At 40.8% G+C, this 19198-nt stretch carries 13 protein-coding genes and 3 tRNA genes; 7 read left to right on the plus strand and 9 right to left on the minus strand.

What is annotated here, in order from left to right:
* Positions 1–17 precede the first annotated feature (17 nt).
* From FZF08_RS06150 to FZF08_RS06190, 9 genes are all read right to left on the minus strand, one after another.
* Positions 18–938, minus strand: a complete 921-nt coding sequence (locus FZF08_RS06150) for a hypothetical protein (RefSeq protein WP_159467753.1) — start codon at positions 936–938, stop codon at positions 18–20.
* A gap of 416 nt (positions 939–1354) precedes the next feature.
* Positions 1355–2776: a DUF1501 domain-containing protein gene (locus FZF08_RS06155; RefSeq protein ID WP_159467754.1), complete on the minus strand. Its 1422-nt coding sequence runs from the start codon at positions 2774–2776 to the stop codon at positions 1355–1357.
* Between the two features lie 105 nt (positions 2777–2881).
* Positions 2882–5173: a DUF1549 domain-containing protein gene (locus tag FZF08_RS06160; RefSeq protein ID WP_229216443.1), complete on the minus strand. Its 2292-nt coding sequence runs from the start codon at positions 5171–5173 to the stop codon at positions 2882–2884.
* A gap of 453 nt (positions 5174–5626) precedes the next feature.
* Entirely contained in the window at positions 5627–5788 is a 162-nt protein-coding gene (locus FZF08_RS06165; RefSeq protein WP_159467755.1) for a hypothetical protein, read from the minus strand.
* A 6-nt stretch (positions 5789–5794) separates the two neighbouring features.
* Entirely contained in the window at positions 5795–6283 is a 489-nt protein-coding gene (locus FZF08_RS06170) for a hypothetical protein (RefSeq protein ID WP_159467756.1), read from the minus strand.
* A 12-nt stretch (positions 6284–6295) separates the two neighbouring features.
* Positions 6296–7402 (minus strand): adenylate/guanylate cyclase domain-containing protein, encoded by a 1107-nt coding sequence (locus FZF08_RS06175; protein WP_159467757.1) that lies wholly within the window; start codon positions 7400–7402, stop codon positions 6296–6298.
* Positions 7403–8077: 675 nt separating this feature from the next.
* A tRNA-Arg gene (locus tag FZF08_RS06180) sits at positions 8078–8154 on the minus strand.
* 85 nt (positions 8155–8239) lie between these two features.
* A tRNA-Pro gene (locus tag FZF08_RS06185) sits at positions 8240–8313 on the minus strand.
* Positions 8314–8400: 87 nt separating this feature from the next.
* Positions 8401–8487, minus strand: a tRNA-Ser gene (locus tag FZF08_RS06190).
* Positions 8488–8617: 130 nt separating this feature from the next.
* Here FZF08_RS06190 and FZF08_RS06195 point away from each other — a divergent pair.
* From FZF08_RS06195 to FZF08_RS06225, 7 genes are all read left to right on the plus strand, one after another.
* Positions 8618–9580, plus strand: coding sequence for a VWA domain-containing protein (locus tag FZF08_RS06195; RefSeq protein WP_159467758.1), 963 nt, complete (start codon positions 8618–8620; stop codon positions 9578–9580).
* Between the two features lie 37 nt (positions 9581–9617).
* The gene (locus FZF08_RS06200; RefSeq protein WP_159467759.1) at positions 9618–10337 is read left to right on the plus strand and encodes a lipopolysaccharide assembly protein LapB; all 720 of its coding nucleotides are present in this window, start codon (positions 9618–9620) and stop codon (positions 10335–10337) included.
* Positions 10338–10355: 18 nt separating this feature from the next.
* Positions 10356–11291, plus strand: coding sequence for a phosphoribosylaminoimidazolesuccinocarboxamide synthase (locus FZF08_RS06205; RefSeq protein WP_159467760.1), 936 nt, complete (start codon positions 10356–10358; stop codon positions 11289–11291).
* A 50-nt stretch (positions 11292–11341) separates the two neighbouring features.
* Positions 11342–11764 (plus strand): STAS domain-containing protein, encoded by a 423-nt coding sequence (locus tag FZF08_RS06210; protein ID WP_159467761.1) that lies wholly within the window; start codon positions 11342–11344, stop codon positions 11762–11764.
* Between the two features lie 399 nt (positions 11765–12163).
* Positions 12164–16747, plus strand: coding sequence for a glutamate synthase large subunit (gene gltB, locus FZF08_RS06215; RefSeq protein ID WP_159467762.1), 4584 nt, complete (start codon positions 12164–12166; stop codon positions 16745–16747).
* 92 nt (positions 16748–16839) lie between these two features.
* Positions 16840–18348 carry a glutamate synthase subunit beta gene (locus FZF08_RS06220; protein WP_159467763.1) on the plus strand — a complete coding sequence of 503 codons (1509 nt, stop codon included), beginning with the start codon at positions 16840–16842 and terminating at the stop codon, positions 18346–18348.
* Between the two features lie 168 nt (positions 18349–18516).
* Positions 18517–19140, plus strand: coding sequence for a polysaccharide deacetylase family protein (locus FZF08_RS06225; RefSeq protein ID WP_159467764.1), 624 nt, complete (start codon positions 18517–18519; stop codon positions 19138–19140).
* The last annotated feature ends 58 nt before the right edge of the window (positions 19141–19198 follow it).

A 19198-nucleotide genomic window follows, 5' to 3' on the forward strand; every position in this document is an offset into this window, starting at 1 on the left:
TTCAAAATCTTTATAATTTATATATTCAGGTTCTTCATTACATTTAAAACAAAACTCTCCGAAACCTCAGTAAAACCGGCTATTTCCTGAGTAGTAAATCTCTTTGCAAGAAGCATATTTTTAACCACGTTAACCTGATTGGCCTCTTTACCTTTTTTGTTTCCCTCAGCAATTCCTTCCTGAATTCCTTCTTTCTTAGCCCGCTCAAGCACCATTTCTCTTATGCCCATATTTCGTTTATTTTCAGTTAATTCTTCAATAACCTTATCAAATTTAATACTAAATTCCGAATCTGCAAACCTTACATATTGATGTAAAAAGATTAACAAGTCATCGATTTTTTTCTTTTCAATTTTCCTTTTCAACAAATTCTTTGCCAATAAATATTTTAGATTGAAAAGACTTTCATCGTTCAGTTTCTTCCTTTTTAGTGCAAGGAGTATTGTTAGAATTACGATCGCAAATGGATTATGGTTTTGAGCGAGAAACTCCTCATTTTGATCTATTATTTTATATGTATTGAAGGAAAAGGTATTTTTTGTTCCAAGAAATTTATACTCAAAAACCGAAGGACGGTATTTTTTATTTCTGTCTGTAAAAATAGCGATTGCCGTTACTGGCCTACCATATTTATCCAGGATACGATAAAAATATGTAAACATCCTTTTTGCAAAATCCTTATCATTATATCCCTGAACTTCAATGTGAACCAGAACCCATTCCTCCTTCCCGGTTTTTGTAAATACTTTAACCAGTTTATCTACAAATTTTGGTGCATCGAGTTCTTCTGACGGAAATAGCTGTTCCAGTTCTTTGTCCAAAAACTCAAATCCCTTTTCAATATCAAGTAATTTATCAGCGTCCTGAAAAAAGAATCTTAAGAAATCCGGACACAGATTTTCAAGAATCCCTTTCCAAAGTGTATCATCTCTATTCATTTTTCTTTAAAATAGAATAAGTGTGTGCGTAAACTCTTAAACGTGAAAATCTTTGAAAAGTCATTGTACGAGTGTAACTATCTATAATTTTTACATTCAATTCATTAAATGATTTCTTTATTAATTGCTGAATTGAAATTTCATCCTCAATGAAGCCCTTTGTAGACGCAGCTGTTTTTCAACAAAAACAGTTTAAGGAGGATGGCTCAGAGAAATCAAAAAAGATTAGAAATAATTTGCAATGGATGCAATCAATGCTGCCCCAAAATTAATAATACAGGAATTGCCAGTAGAGAATTACCAAACACAACATGTTGAACAGTAATTAAGTTAAAAGCCTGGATTATTTTCAAATACAAACACTGTATTTAAAAATAATCCAGGCTTTTGAATCTTGTTTCAAAAACTAAAATTTTCTAAGTCAGCAGATCCATAACCGCTTTTCCTTTTCCATCAGGAGTTGTGTAAAAGGGGCGTTTTTCTACTTCATACTGAGTATCTTCTGCTATACCGAGTGCATGATAAATCGTTTGATGTACGGCGTCTATTTTTATGGGATTTTCAATGGTTTTGCATGGTCGTTCATCAGCTGTTTTACCATAAACAAAACCTTTTTTTATTCCTCCGCCAAACATCAGCATAGAACCTGCATCGGTGAAATGACGATGCATACCATAAAATTTCATATCCGAAAGTACATCAGGCTGTGCAACCTGCTCCTTAACTTTCAAGTCCGGACTTCCTTCCACCATGATATCTCTGCTAAATTCACTTGCCAAAACAACCATCGTTCTGTCAAGCAATCCCTGTTTGTCAAGATCTTTGATCAGCTGGGCAATCGGACCGTCGATTTGTTTTTTCATTTCAACAAGGCGGGTATTACCATTTTCATGCGTATCCCAACCTTTAAATGGCTCATATTCAGTAGTTACACTAATAAATCGGGCACCTTGTTCTGTTAATCTCCTGGCCAGAAGACAACCCAGCCCAAATTTGCCGGTGTTATAAATATTGTAACTTTCTTTCGGTTCCGTACTCAGGTCAAATGCTTTTGATTCCGGAGAATTCAACAAAGCATAGGCTTGCTCCATAGAACGTTTCAACGATTCCCGTTGATAATCACTGCCAAACTCCCCTACGGGACTATTACTGATCAGTTCGTTATAAAGCTGATTTCTTCTTTCAAAACGTTTGGCATCCATACCCACCGGAGGCCGCACACTGTCCAATCCCTGACTGGGATCCGGAATGAAAAATGGCCCAAACTCATTACCAAGAAAACCAGCCGTATGAAAAGCTTTCAACTCTTCTCCTTCGCCCAAAGTAAAACGTTGGCCAATGTCAATAAAAGCAGGAATTACCGGATTTTTCGGCCCCAACTCCTTTGCAATCCATGAGCCCAAATGTGGCGCAGCAACGGTTTGCGGCGGTTCATAGCAGGTATGCCAGTGATATTGATGGCGTGAATGCAGAATATGCCCCATATCCGCAGCGGTGTAGGAACGGATTAAAGTCCCTTTGTCCATTACTTTTCCAATGGATTGCAAGCCGTCCGAAAAATGAATTCCGTCCAGTGCTGTCGGCATTGATTTAAACGTACTCAAAACCCGATTCCCTTCCATACCCGTTTTATAAGGTGTAAAAAGTTTGGGGTCAAAGGTTTCGGTATGTGCCATTCCGCCAGCCATCCAAAGCAAGATAACAGTGTCAGCCGTGGAATTTACTCCGGGTTTACAGCCTGTCAAAACATTCGCCAATGGCGAACCGGCAGCTAATGCGGCTAACGTCGCAGCGCTGGTTCTTTGCAGGAATTCTCTTCTGTTCCAGGTGGATTTCATTTTTAGGATTTAGCTTTTAGCGCTTGGGCATTAGCCATACGCGTCCGTGTTATTAACGACATTTGTTCAAATAATTATATCTATTTCCAGACAAGTAATATGATATCAATAAATTAACTGAAACTCCGGTACAAGTGCCAGCGCCCAGACGAGATCCTGAATCCCCTCTTCACTTGGTTTCGAACCGAGGATTTTCCGGGCCGCCACCAATTCCTTTGGTACGGGATTTCTTCCCAGTGCACGTTTGTAAAGTTCAGTTATTAGTGTATCCGTTGTAGGATATTTTACAATCCATTCTTTCGCCCCACTTTTCAATGTCTGGGTAAATTTATTGCCATTTGTAAGTTCCAGTGCCTGTAACAAATTTGCCTGAGATGTTCGGCTTGTACTAACCGTTTCACGGTTTGGCCTTCCCAAGGAGGTCAGAAAAGGATCATTTTTCACGAGTGCCGCTCTGGCAAATGAAACTTTTGTTTTTATTTTTTCAGGTAAAAGATTGAAAACAATCGCAGAATCCGGATACATTGGCTTGAAAGAAGTACTTATGGCATCTGTGAATTGCTCCGCTGTCAACCGTCTTCTCACCATTCCGGTGAATTTATAGCTGTTAGCCATAATATCTCCTGGCTCTTTCACCGAAGACGAAGGAAGCTGGTAGGTTTTTGAAGTCACGACAGCGAAAATCAGTTTCTTCATATCATACCCGTTTTTCTCGAAATCAGAAGCAAGCCAGTCGAGCAAATCTTCGCTCCAGGGCATATTATCCATCATATCAACCGGTTCAACAATTCCCCGGCCTAAAAGTTGCGCCCAGATTCGGTTCACAACGGTTCGGTAAAGTCGTCCGTCTTTTGGTTGTATAAGGTAATCAGCCAATTGTCTTAAACGCTTTTCGGTTGTAGCATTTATCGTAATTTCTCCCAGTTCAGGATATAGAATTTTAGTGCCTGCTATTTTCCCGGTTGGTTTATCACAACGATTTATTTCTAATAAAGTGTCTGCGAAAATATTGGCAAAGGCGTAAGAGTCAGCCAGTTTCCAGTCACTGATAAAGCTGTCGTGACAGGACGCACATTTTAAATTCAACCCAAGCAAAACCTGAGATACATTTTGCGCAGCCTGCATTTCTGTACGCTGGCTTGAATTAATCGTTCCCCGCCATTTTATTCCCTTAATAAAACCTTCCGAACCTTTCACCGGACTAATCAATTCTTTTACAAACCAGTTATAAGGCTTATTTACCTCCAGAGAAGTATAAAGCCATTTTGTAATATCAAATCGGCCACCGGTTATATACCCTGTTCCTGTATAATCATTTCTGAGCGCATCATTCCAAAACGACAGCCAGTGCTGGGCATAATCATCATTCCTACTCAACAATTCTTTTGCCAATGCAGCTCTTTTATCCGGATTTTTATCCACAACAAAAGCTTCAACTTTTTCCGTCGGAGGAAGTAATCCGATGATATCAAGGTATACACGACGAATATAAATCCGGTCGTTTACAACCGGTTTCCATTCAATTTTATTTTTTTGAAAATACACATTTACAAAACGGTCAATAGGCTGGACGATATCACCACTTTCGGCAGGAAGTGCAGGTAAACGGGGTTCGAGAGCCGCCACGCGGTAAATGCTTTTTTCTTTTCCGTCAGGCCAAAGAGCACCCTTTTCTATCCAGAATTTGAGTACTGTAACTTCCTTTTCTGTCAGTCTTTTTCCTTTGGTTGGCATAGCTTCTTTATCTCCGGACGGCAAAGATATTCTACGGATCAACTCACTTTTATCGGGATGATTTGGAATAACCACAACGCCATCTTCGCCGCCTTTCATAATTCCATCCTTGCTGTCTAGCCTCAAATCTCCTTTTACTTTTTGCTCGCCGTGGCAGCTATAACAATTGTGAGCAAGAATTGTCCTGACCTCAACATTGAGTTCCTGAACCTGCTGGGGATTTAGCGCACCGTTATTTGTTAAAACGAAATCAGCTTCCTGAGCATCCGGTTTTTCAGGTTTCGAAAAGGGAAGTACGCTCGAAAGATAGTCATCACCGTGTGTAAGCATCGCTCCGTAATGACCAGCAAAGGAAACTCCAAAAACAGTCAGAAAGAGGAATGAGCGAAAAGCTGCAATTTTATTATACCGGATAAAAAAAGCAGTAACCACAGAAAATAGCATCGTAGCGATACCAGACCAACGGTGAATTTCCAGGCTATCTCCGCCATATTCTCCTTCGCTGGCCAAAAGCCATCCAAATATCACCGCTAGTACAGCACTTCCCGCTCCTGCCAAAACGAGAATATTGATTGCATATTTTAATTTTCCACTTTTACCACGCCAGTCTATTATTTCAAATATCAGTGCAATACAAAGTAAACCAACAGGAAAATGAACCATGAGCGGGTGCAACCTGCCAAAAAATTGCCAGAGCCAGAAAGTTTCAGTAGTTTGAAGTAACACGATGAAAATAAGGGGTTATTAAATCATTCTTTGAGATATGAGAATAAAACGATGATTCTTTGGCATAATTAGCCAGAACTGCAATTTTAATTTCTGATTAAATAAGACGAAAGAATAAGATATTTACCCGGGGTCAGAAGTATTTCTTGAATTTTAGGGAAGTTTAATTGCCATTTGGCAAAATTGATACTGAATGATGAAGGAGATGGTGTGACCAATTTCATACCAGCCGATTTCCTAATACTTGCTTCCAGCCTGTCAATTTGTGTTGTGGTCCTAGCCCTTCAAAAAGTCAGCATAGGAAGATTCAGGCAATGGTATAACAGAATCGCCCGATGGTTATTTTTTTGCCAACCGTTCGCAACGCTTACGCTAAATCATAGTCATTTTTCAATCAAAATCATTTTTATAAGCCATATGGAAATCCAGGTAATGAGCCTGCGGAAGATTATCGCCACCATAAAAGATCGTTTGATCCGCCCCTGACATCCAGAAAGTCTGATTATAAGGAGTACGGCCACCAACCACCTCAAAAGCTATTTCGGCATACAAATTACCTTACAAGTCATTCATTATGTGAAAGTTTGGCATTGGAGATAATTGCAGCAGCAAATCGTAATTGAAAAATGGATTGCCCGTTTGCGACAACGGATATTCCAACTCCTGTTTGTTTACATAAATACCAGTATTATCTGTGCCCAAACCACAATCCAACAGCACGATTTCATTTTTCAATTTGATCAAAAACGGACGAATATCCATTCGTATTGATCTAGAATCCATTTTATCATTCACCTTCGTTATAAGAGTTAATCTTTTTTCTTTATTAAAGGTATAATTTCCTTCTTCTAAGGGAAATATTTCCATGAACATTTGAACTACCCAGTATGGGTTCCACGGTTGGATACTTATAAAAAAGGATGTTATTGCCAAGAAGTTAGCTCTCTGGCGATGATTTTTTAATGGGTTGAAATGACTTAGATTTTGAACAGGTATACTTAAACCTTTATCGGTTGCTCCCGTAGCTTTAATAGTGGCATCAACCACAACGATGATTAACTAGACTGGCTCGATTTCTGAGCTTGAAATGGAAAATATCTCCATTGTTTTAATTCGGCCTTTCAGTTGGTTCTCTCCAACCGATCTTATCGCATATGTAGCCGGAAGCTGAAGAATTTTAGCTATGTCCTCTGATACCAGCAAGACAGCATCGAAATGGTTGCAAAGTCCCTGGATCCTTGCGGAGGTGTTAAGTACGTCACCTGTAAAGATGATTTCCTTTTTCAGCGATCCGATTTCCCCGGCAGTAACCATACCAAAATGCAACCCGGCTTTAAACGTGGGTAAAATGCCGAACTTGCTGTTGTACTTTTCCGCCTGATTCTTCAAAGCGCGTTTCATAGCGAAGAAACACTCAATACAATCATTATTTTTTAAGCCGTCTTTCAGTTTCCAGCTCACGATCATCTCATCACCAGCATATTGATAGATTGTGCCCCCATAATCAATAACAGCACCGGACAGGTCGAAAAAATACTCCTTTAACATCTCGAAGTACCTGACATGGCCAAGATTTTCCGCGATTGTAGTCGAGGACTTCATATCCAGGAACATAAATATCCGCTCTTCCTCCACTGGATGATGGTATTTCCCCAAGAAAAAATTACTTAATGTGCCTGGTCCAATACTCTGACTAAATTCAGCATAAAATTGGGTAATCAGGATTAATAAAGCGATGTAAAGTATAAGACCAACCACAGCGTAGTCAGTCAAAAATGCCCAGGCTGGTGATAACAGACTGTCAAAAGAGTGCTCACTTTGCGTATAAAGTGCATTGCTCAACATCAAGACAAACAGAAAAATGATAGTAATGCTCAGATACAGAAGGGACTTAAGTACGATCTTTCTGGCGAAACTCTTTTTTATAAACCACTTACTGAAATAACCGATCTCCAAAATTCCGGTAATCAGACCCATCATCAGACCCGCAGCGGGGATGGCTAAAAGGTTTGTTGCAAAGTTATATTCATTGCCTGTGGAGGGATAATGGTCCAGATCTCCAAGAATACCTTTTTCCAGTACACAATAAATCAGACTAAAAATAAACCACAATACTCCGAAAGGAACGACACGGACAACATTTCTTTTGGTTTTCGGTGACAGCATGGATTGAGGTATTTTGGACCAGTCTTCAAAATAACCCTAAATTTTAAAAACAAACCCTATACCATAACAGGAAAATGCAAATTATTACTGTGTATTGATTTTTTGTCAAGTGAAGTATCTCAGCTAAAAAGGCGGCGCCAAAAGTTTCTTTGGTGGCTCTCTTTATTACAATTTAATTCGTTGCTATACTCTGGCCATTCCTGCTGGCGTTTAATATTGAAAAAGTCACCATAGTTGGAGAATTCGGATGATTTGACCATCTGATTCCGTGGCAGATTGACCATTAAGAAACTGTTCGTCAACAGTAGTTAAATATCTGGCAATCATTTATTTGAACTGGTCAATCGCGACCGAAACGATATGTCCCAAATTTCCGAATTAAGGTGGTCAGTGCCTCCGAATTTTCCAGATTGACCTTGGATCCTTCAAATTAAAATGAACATTCGCCATCTAAGTGAGATAATATCTGCATCTGAAGGATCAAGCGAAATTCTCGGGGGGAATAGATATGGATTTCACGCATAGAGTTTGGTGAGTCAGGAAATTCAGAGATTTGACGCACCGAATTACGCACCTTTTTTTTGAGAATTATTGAATATTTTGGGGTATTCCGCAAAAAGAAAACTCCCGCAAATGATTGATTTGCAGGAGTTTAGCGAGTTTTGATACTCTTTTTGGTGATCCCGTTGTGATTCGAACACAAGACCTACTACTTAGAAGGCAGTTGCTCTATCCAGCTGAGCTACGGGACCGTTTTAAAATAAAAACAGTTGGTGATATGCAGCGAGCATTTTAAATTGCTCAATGATACTGCCAACTGATCAATGGTTATAATTGTCGGGGAGACAGGATTCGAACCTGCGACCCTCTGGTCCCAAACCAGATGCGCTACCGGGCTGCGCCACTCCCCGAAACCTTAAAACCTTTTTACGATGGTAATCAAATTACTTTTAAAAACCATCACTTAAATTGCGGCGACCCGCATTAATGAAACAGTGTAGAGGAAGCGGGATTCGAACCCGCGGTACCCTTGCGAGTACGGCAGTTTAGCAAACTACTGGTTTCAGCCACTCACCCATCCCTCCGTCTTTCCGTTCTGGGTTGCAAATATAGGGGGTTCTGATTCAGAAAAACAAATGTTTTCGAAAAAAAAAGTTTGTCACAAGCTTCTATTGTCTATTTTTGAAAAACTTTAAATTAGTCAAATCGTTCATTATGAACTGGAATTACCCCTTTGAAAGTACTGAATATTTTTTTATATTTCTCTTTATTCTTGCCTACATTAGTTTCATTTACCGAACCATTCGTGTGGCGCGGCAACTTAATACCACGGCCAGAACTTTAATATTAAAGCTTTTTTTACGCACCATTTATTTTGCTTTGCTAATCGTAAGTTTGCTTGGGCCATCTTTCGGAGAAGCCGATCAGGCCATTCAGTCGAAAGGAAAGGATATTTATGTACTCGTCGATCTGTCGAAATCCATGGATGCGACCGACGTGACGCCAACACGTTTGGAAAAAGTAAAATTTGAAATCAACCATTTTGTTCAGAACCAACATGCGAATCGAATAGGCCTCATCGTTTTTTCAAATGAAGCTTTTGTCCAGGTTCCGCTCACGTATGACGCTGCCGCTCTTGAACTTTTCATCCAAAGCCTGCAAACAGAACTTTTGCCAACCAGCGGGACAAATATTTGTGGCGCAACGGAATTGGCATATAAAAAACTGGTTGACGGAAATGATCGTTCGGGAAGATCTAAAATGATCGTCATCTTTACGGATGGTGAAAATAAAAGCGATTGTTACAGGTCACTATACAACAATATCAGAAGATTTGGCGTCGGTGTTTATATTGCAGCCGTCGGCACAAAAAATGGCAGCAGTATTCCATCGGAGGGAAAACCTTTAAAAGATGAAAAAGACAATCTTGTAATCAGCAAGCTCGACGACGATTTCCTACAAACAATGGCGACCAGTACAAAAGGGTCATATTACGAATTGAACAATGAAAAAAATGAAGTAAACAGGATGATCAGCGAGATCAATAACGCAGACGGAACGCTCGTAGATTCAAGAACCGTCACCGTAGTCAGTAATAAATATTACTATTTCCTTGGTGCAGCACTGTTTTTGTTAATCCTTGACGTGTTAATTACCATCGGAACTTTCCGACTCTGAGTATCTCTTCTTATTTTTGCCTTCAAACCGGAATGTTATGAACGCCTTATTATTGTACTTACTGCTTTTGCTATGGGACAACCGGACGTTCGATGCTATTACCAAAACCAATGAACGGAAGATCGGGGCGGAAATGGCCTTTAAGAAAAAGCAGTTTGTCAATGCATCCAAATTATATCATCAGATAACGTACGGCTCTGTTTTTTCCGATCCGGCAGCGCGGCTCAATATGGCCCACTCCTATTATCAGGCAGGGCAGTTGAAAGATGCTTTGTATCAATATAAATTACTGGATCATGTAAAAGACAAAACCATTGCTTCCGTTGCAAATTGCCAGGTTGCGCTCATACTGGTTTCAAAAAAAGACACCGCAGCTGCTTTGGAAAGACTAAAAACATCGCTTCGGCTGGAACCAGGAAACACGGTTGCCCGATCAAATTATATTATTTTAAAAGCACATTTTTCAGGAATTGAACAACCTTCGCAATCGAGCCAGGACAATCGGATGGCGAAAAATGAAGCAAGTCAAAATAAGCCAACACCATCAAAACCAGAACTAAAACCGGAAGGATTTGAACAGGAAGAAGCGGCTAAGCGCGAGCAATTATTACGCAGCCTGAAATCCATGAATATGTCGGAAGAACAGGCCCGTCTTATTTTGGATGCGATGAAATCAAACGAATCCCAATATATTTACCAGCTCAGACGAAAACAGTACGCTAAAAAGTCTGAGCGAAATGAAACAATAGAATGGTAATTTTTACTATAAAACTCCATGAACAGCATACCAGAAACTAATTTTCAATTCCCGAACCAAACTGGTTTTTACAAAGGAAAAGTACGTGATGTATACTCTTTTGAAGATAAACTGGTGATGGTTGCCACCGACAGAATTTCCGCTTTTGACGTTATTTTACCAAAAGCTATTCCTTATAAAGGCCAGGTTTTAAATCAGATCGCTGCACATTTTTTATCCGCAACGGCTGATATCGTACCCAACTGGTTGCAGGAAGTTCCGGACCCAAATGTAAGCATGGGCATTAAATGCAATGCTTTTCCGGTGGAAATGGTCGTTCGCGGTTATCTGGCCGGACATGCGTGGCGGGAATATTCAGCAGGAAAAAGAGAAGTTTGCGGAGTTTCTTTGCCCGATGGATTGAAAGAAAATGATAAATTACCTACCCCTATCATTACCCCCACAACAAAAGCGCATGAAGGGCATGACGAGGATATTTCACGCGAACTAATATTAAGTCATGGACTGGTTTCCCAGGACAATTACGAGCATCTGGAACGTTATACGCTAGCACTATTTAACCGCGGCACCGAAATGGCGGCGGATCAGGGACTTATTCTTGTCGACACCAAATATGAGTTCGGAGAATTGGATGGCACGATTTATTTAATAGACGAAATCCATACGCCGGATTCTTCACGTTATTTTTACAAGGATTCGTATGAGGAGAACCAAAGATTAAGTCAGCCTCAGAAACAATTGTCCAAAGAATTTGTGAGAGAATGGCTTATTCAGAATGGTTTCCAGGGAAAAGAAGGACAAACCGTACCAGCCATGGAAGAGGACTGGATCCAACAAATTTCGGAACGTTATATTGAGCTTTTTGAAAAAGTATCTGGCAAGAAATTTCAGAAAAACAATTTGGACAATCCATTACAACGCATAGAAAAAGCCATTCTTAGAGCCATAGCCTAGTCTGGTCCATACTCAACCTAATAAATCATCTGGTTTTAACAAAAACTCGTATGAATCACAGCCTACAAAAAAAAGAACAATACGCCTACATCGACCTTGAAGAAACGGCGTTTGCTGATGAAATTCCAGCCGCTTTCGAGGAAAAATCCCGTGAGCTTTTTCGTGAAGGATTTAACAATATCATTGTCAATATGCAGTTAACAAAATCCATTGATACCAGTGGAACTGTCGTATTGAAAAAAGTAAACTGGTTATGCAAGAATGACCTGGGTATGTTGGTGATCGTTACCAGAGACGACGATTTTATCGATTTGCTTGAATCTCTGAAAATTCCTGATCTGAATATCCTCCCAACGCAGGAAGAAGCCATTGATGCTGTTTTTATGAACAATCTTGAAAACGAATTCGGTGCCGGAGAAGACGACTACGATGCAGAAGATTATGACAATGTAAGTGAGTCCAGCGAGCCTTGATTACTTAGAATTGTTCTTTTTAAGCAAAAAACCATCATCCCACGGGTGATGGTTTTTTTATTTTTGCCTAAAAATTAGTAGTTTAACAATGCGTAAAAAAGATTATGATGAACATAAGAAAACAAAAAATTCCAATATTTTCTTTTGAAAAATTCATAACAATATCAACAGTTCATTATCAAATTATCAGTATTATTAGATTTATTGTAACGAAACAACCAATTTTGTATAGGTTAGATAAAATTTTGCGGTTTTGATATTACACCAAATATTTTTTATCATTATCTTGCGTGGCTTTACTCTATTCTTAATGCGATAGCGCGAAAGCATTTAATTTTATTTGCTTATTTATATAAATTCTACACACGAATTTGTAAAAAAATCTACACTCTTCGATATATGTCGCAAATGTCAGAACCAATGGTAGAACAACAGGGGCTTTACCGCCCGGAATTTGAGCATGATGCATGTGGGATAGGTTTCCGTGCCAACATTAAAGGTCGTAAGTCACATCAGATCGTGGCGGACGCTATTCACATGCTGGAAAGAATGGAGCATCGGGGTGCTACCGGTTTTGATCCAAACACCGGTGATGGCGCCGGTATCCTGATACAGATTCCCCATGAGTATTTTGTAGAAGAATGCTCAAAAATCGGTTTCCAATTACCTCCTGCGGGTGAGTATGGTGTAGGTATGATCTTTTTTCCAAATGACAAGACTGTCAGGGAAGAATGCAGGGATATTGTAAACCGAAAGTTAAAAAGACTGGGCTTGACCCTGATGGGATACAGAAAAGTGCCAACACTGAACAATACGCTTGGTGAAGGATCTTTGTCTGTGGAGCCTTATGTAGAACAGCTTTTCATCAAACGTCCGGACGATGTTACTGAGGATATCGCTTTCGAACGTAAACTTTATATACTACGCCAGGTTTCTGCGCGTCTGATCCATGATACCGTAAAAGGTGCAAAAGGTACTTTTTATTATTCGTCATTGTCTTGCCGCACAATTTCCTACAAAGGACAGCTGACGACAGCTCAGTTGAAATATTATTTCCCGGATCTTGAAAACGAATCGGTGGTTTCAGCACTTGCTGTGGTTCACTCCCGTTTTGCAACCAATACTTTCCCAAAATGGGAATTGGCGCAACCTTTCCGTTATATCGCCCACAATGGTGAAATTAATACGGTTAAGGGTAATGTGAACTGGATCCGTGCCGGTGAAAAAGCTTTCCAATCGGAATATTTCAGCAAAGAGGAAATGGATATGATCCTTCCGATTTGTGACCGTGGACAATCGGATTCGGCCAATCTGGATAATGCTATTGAGTTGCTTCACCTTTCAGGCCGCTCACTTCCGCATGTGATGATGATGCTGGTACCTGAGGCTTGGGATGGCAACGACCAGATGGATGCAGAACGTAAAGCTTTTTACGAGTATCACGCAGCCATTATGGAACCTTGGGACGGACCTGCTTCGATTTCGTTTACCGACGGAAAAATGGTTGGTGCAACGCTTGACCGTAACGGTCTTCGTCCGTCACGTTACTGGGTTTTGGATGATGATACCATCATCATGGCTTCCGAAGCGGGAGTTTTGGATGTTGATCAGGCCAAAGTCGTAACCAAAGGCCGTTTGCAGCCGGGACGTATGTTCATCGTGGATATGGAACAAGGCCGTATCATTCCTGACGAAGAAATTAAAGCACAGATCTGTTCAGCACAGCCTTACCAGGAGTGGTTGAATGAAAATAAATTACGTGTTGAAGATCTTGATCAGCCAATCCGTACGTACAGACAATATGAAGATTCTTCATTATTGAAACGTCAGATGGCTTTCGGATTTACGTCGGAAGATTTGCGGATGATCCTTGCTCCTATGGCGCAAAGCGGTATGGAAGCGATCGGATCTATGGGTACAGACGTTCCTCTGGCTGTTCTTTCAGAACAAAGCCAGCATATGTCAAGTTACTTCAAGCAGCTTTTTGCACAGGTAACCAACCCTCCTATTGATTCAATTCGTGAAAGAGCGATTATGTCTCTGATCTCGTTTGTAGGAAGTACAGAAAATATCCTGACAGAAACACCTCAACATTGCCGTCAGATTGAATTACCGCATCCTGTTTTGACGGTTTCGGAATTTGATAAATTAAGATTTATTGATAAAAACCATTTCCAGGCAAAAACAATTAACATCTACTTCCGGGCAGATGAAGGTGGAAAAGCACTGGAACGTGCCTTGGCGAGAATTTGCCGGTACGCGGTTGAAGCGATCGAAGATGGTTTTGAAATCATCATTCTTTCAGACCGTGCGATTGATTCTGATCACGCGCCAATTCCTACTTTACTTGCAACGGCTGCCATTCATCATCACCTGATCCGTGAAGGTTTGAGAGGAAGGGTTGGCCTGCTTGTAGAAGCTGGTGACGTTTGGGAAACGCATCATTTTGCTACGCTGATCGGTTACGGCGCGGCAGGTATTTGTCCTTACATGGCTTTTGAAACGCTTTCTTTCATGAATCGCAAGAACATGATCGACGGTGAGTTTACGGACGATAAATTATATTACAACTACATCAAGGCTGTTAACAAAGAGCTTTTGAAGATTTTCTCAAAAATGGGAATTTCAACACTTCAGTCTTACCAGGGCGCTCAGATTTTCGAATGCGTTGGTATGAACAAAGATGTGGTTGACCGCTTTTTCACAGGTACTATTTCCCGTATCAGCGGCATGGGTATTTCTGAAATTGCGCGTGAAGTATTGGTTCGCCATAAAGTTGCTTACCATGAAAGTCCAAACATGACTCCTCGTCTGGAAGTTGGTGGATTTTATCAATGGAAACAACGCGGTGAAGCGCATATTTTCAATCCGCAGACTGTTCATTTGTTGCAACATTCGACAAAAAATAATAGTTATGCCGAGTTTAAGAAATATTCAAAACTGATTGACGATCAAACACATAAAGCACTAACACTTCGAGGATTGTTACGTTTCAAAAAAGGAACGCCAATTCCAATTGAAGAAGTGGAGCCGGTTGAAAACATTTTCAAACGTTTCGCAACAGGTGCTATGTCATTTGGTTCGATTTCATGGGAAGCACATACTACGTTAGCTATTGCTATGAACCGTATTGGAGGAAAATCCAATTCAGGTGAAGGTGGAGAAGACGAACTTCGCTACAAAAAACTGGCTAATGGCGACAGCATGAATTCTCAGATCAAGCAGGTTGCTTCCGGACGTTTCGGGGTTACCAGCCATTATTTGAGTAATGCAGGTGAATTACAAATTAAAACAGCACAGGGTGCAAAACCAGGTGAAGGCGGCCAGCTTCCAGGTCATAAAGTTGATGACTGGATTGGACGTACGCGTCACTCAACTCCGGGTGTTGGACTTATTTCCCCCCCGCCCCATCACGATATTTATTCAATTGAAGATTTGGCACAGCTGATTTTCGATTTGAAAAATGCCAACCGTGCAGCGCGTATCAGCGTTAAACTGGTATCAGAAGCAGGTGTTGGAACTGTTGCTGCCGGTGTAGCAAAAGCACACGCCGACCATATTCTGATCTCAGGATATGATGGAGGAACGGGTGCTTCGCCTTTGAGTTCGATTCGTCATGCAGGTCTTCCATGGGAACTTGGTTTGGCTGAAACGCATCAGACACTTGTAAAAAATAAATTGCGCGGACGTGTAACTGTTCAGGCGGATGGTCAGCTTCGTACAGGGAAGGACCTTGCAATTGCGGCGATGCTTGGCGCTGAGGAATGGGGTGTTGCCACGGCGGCGCTTGTTGCCGCAGGTTGTATTATGATGCGTAAGTGTCATTTGAATACTTGTCCGGTTGGCGTTGCAACACAGAATAAAGAGCTTCGTGCGTTATTCTCCGGAAAACCTGAACACGTTGTGAACATGTTCACATTCATGGCGCAGGAACTTCGTGAGATTATGGCTCAGCTTGGTTTCCGTACGGTTAATGAAATGGTTGGACAGGTCCAATACCTGGAACCACGCAATGATCTGAAACACTGGAAATATAAAAACCTTAATTTCGATGCGATCCTGTTTAAGGATTCAGATCTTTCGGTAGCACAATACAAACAGGAAGATCAGGATCACGGAATTAGTGAAATTATTGATCTTAAATTGATTGAAGCGGCGAAAGCGGCTCTTGAAAACTCAGAAGAAGTATACGGAGAATTCCCGATCAATAACCTGAACCGTGCGGTTGGTACGATGTTGTCCAATGAAATTTCAAAACTTCATGGCGGTGTCGGACTTCCAAAAGGAAGTATTCATTTCCGCTTCCGTGGAACGGCCGGACAAAGTTTCGGTGCATTTAATACGGCCGGTATTCGTCTTGAACTGGAAGGTGATGCAAATGATTATTTTGGAAAAGGACTTTGTGGAGCTGAACTGATCGTTTATCCTGATCGTGATTCTAAATTCAAACCGGAAGAGAATATTATCATCGGTAATGTGGCATTTTATGGCGCAACTTCTGGTGAAGCTTATATTCGTGGTACAGCTGGTGAACGTTTCTGCGTAAGAAATTCTGGTGCCAAAGTGGTAGTGGAAGGACTTGGAGATCACGGACTTGAATACATGACGGGCGGTTTGGCTGTTGTTCTTGGAGCAACAGGAAGAAACTTTGCAGCAGGTATGTCAGGTGGTGTGGCTTATGTCCTTGACAAAGCCGGAGATTTCCGTGAAAAAGTGAACTTTGAAATGGTAGCTGTAGACGCTATCAACGAAGAGGATCAGCTTATTTTGCGTGATTCTTTGGAAAAACATTTCCAGTATACCACCAGTAACGTGGCTTTCCAATTGTTACAAAACTGGGAAGAATCGATTGGTTTGTTTGTAAAAGTACTCCCAAGTGACTTCAAGAAAGCACTTGACGGACGTGGCATTACACTTGCCCAGCAAATTGCAGACAAAAACGTTGTATATCAGGACATTGTCGTTGATGTAGACCACCTTTGAGCTATTAGCCGTTAGCTTTTGGCTGTTAGCTCCGGTCGCCACTGAAAACAGACAGCCCTATTTGAATCACGATTAACAAGGAAATATTAAGAATGGGAAAGCCAACCGGATTTATTGAGTTTGAAAGGGAATTACCAAAGAAAAGAGCCGTTGAAGAACGTCTTCATGATTATAAAGAAATTGAAACAGCACCAATAGAGTCAAAATCCAAGGAGCAGGCGGCACGTTGTATGGACTGCGGAATTCCTTTTTGCCATAACGGTTGTCCGCTGGGAAATATCATCCCGGAATTCAACGACGCCGTATATGACGGAAACTGGGGATTGGCTTATGAAATATTAGCATCGACAAATAACTTCCCGGAATTTACGGGAAGAATTTGTCCTGCACCTTGCGAAGCCTCTTGCGTTTTGGGGATTAACAAACCACCGGTTGCAATTGAATTTATCGAAAAATCAATTGTTGAAAAAGCCTTTGAACTGGGTCTTGTTAAGCCAAGATTTCCACAAAAACGTACAGGCAAAAAAGTGGCCGTTGTAGGTTCAGGTCCTGCTGGTATGGCTGCTGCAAATCAGTTGAACCAGGCTGGGCATACCGTTTCTTTGCTTGAACGTGCAGATAAAATCGGTGGATTGCTTCGCTATGGTATTCCTGATTTCAAACTTGAAAAACAAGTTATTGACCGTCGTCTTGCTGTGATGCAGGAAGAAGGAATTGAATTCATTACAAATATAAATGTTGGTGTGGATATCAAAGCCGACGAGCTTTTGAACGAATACGATGCTGTGGTATTGACTATGGGCTCGACCGTTCCAAGAGATTTGAATATTGAAGGCCGTCAATTGAAAGGTGTTCATTATGCGATGGAATTTTTGAGTCAGCAGAACAAACGTAATGCTGATATTTTCCCGGAAGTTGATCACCAGGGCGCAAAATACAAACACGGTCAGCTTTTGGCTAAGGATAAAAATGTGGTAGTTATCGGTGGTGGTGATACTGGATCTGACTGTGTGGGAACTTCAAACCGTCATGGTGCGAAATCTGTAACGCAGATCGAACTTATGCCGGTTCCTCCGAAAGATCGTGATACAAGTACACCTTGGCCAAACTGGCCGATGATGCTTCGTACTTCTACCTCACACGAAGAAGGTTGCGAAAGACACTGGTCTATCAATACAAAATCTTTTGTTGGAGACGAAAACGGTAATCTTGCAGGTTTGAAAATTGTTGAACTTGACTGGCAGAAAGATCCTGAAACAGGCCGCATGCAAATGAAAGAAGTAGCAGGAAGCGAACAAATATTACCTTGTGAACTTGCACTTTTGGCAGCAGGATTTTTACATCCTCAGCAGGAAGGACTTTTGAAAGATCTTGATCTGGAATTTGACGAACGTGGTAACATTAAAGCAAATGGCTATCAGTCTACAACAAATGAAAAAGTTTTCGCAGCAGGTGACTGCCGCCGTGGACAATCGCTTGTGGTTTGGGCGATCAGTGAAGGTCGTGAAGCAGCGCGTGCTGTTGATGAATTCCTGATGGGAGAATCATTCCTGGAAGCAAAAGCGGTTTCTATGTTGAACCCTGTTTTTGCTCATGCCTGATTTCAGACTATAATTACTTAGAAGATTTAACAAAATAAGCCATTCATTTTGAGTGGCTTATTTTGTTATCATGCCTTTTCCCATTCCAGGAATCAATTTTTACGGGTGATGATCCGTATATTTGATTGACAAATCTGTATTTTGAATTTCTTGTAAACACACATATTAATGTTTTTACACTATTCTCCATTCTGGTTAAAAGCGATTTACCCACGTTATACCTGGCACATTCCTACCGTAAAAAAAGAGATTTTTTTGACTTTTGACGATGGGCCCATTCCGGATATTACAGAATTTGTACTGGATACCTTGAAACAGTTTGAAGCCAAAGCAACTTTTTTTTGTATTGGTGATAATGTCAGAAAACACCCGTCAGTTTTCTCAAAAATACTTGATCAGGGCCATTCGGTCGGCAATCATACTTTTAACCATATGAATGGCTGGAAAAGTGAAGATCAGGAATATCTGGCCAATATCAATTTGTGTGAAAAACAACTTGACCTGGAAACCAATTTATTCCGGCCCCCTTATGGAAGAATGAAAAAAAGCCAGTCCAAGCTACTTCCCGAAACGAAAAAAATTATTATGTGGGATGTTTTGAGCGGAGATTTTTCAGCGGCTGTAAAACCTGAGACCTGCCTTGAAAAAACAATAAAACACGCACGTCCTGGCTCGATTGTTTTATTTCATGACAGCCTTAAAGCAGCAAAAAATATGCAATATAGTTTGCCCCGCTTTTTAGAACATTTCTCAGGAAAAGAGTATCAGTTTAAAGCATTACCTATGCGCTGAATTTATTCTCAATAAATAAAAATTCCTGACCATCTTTAAAAAAATCCGGAACCGGACT

Source organism: Dyadobacter sp. 3J3, assembly GCF_009801115.1.
Lineage (GTDB): Bacteria > Bacteroidota > Bacteroidia > Cytophagales > Spirosomataceae > Dyadobacter.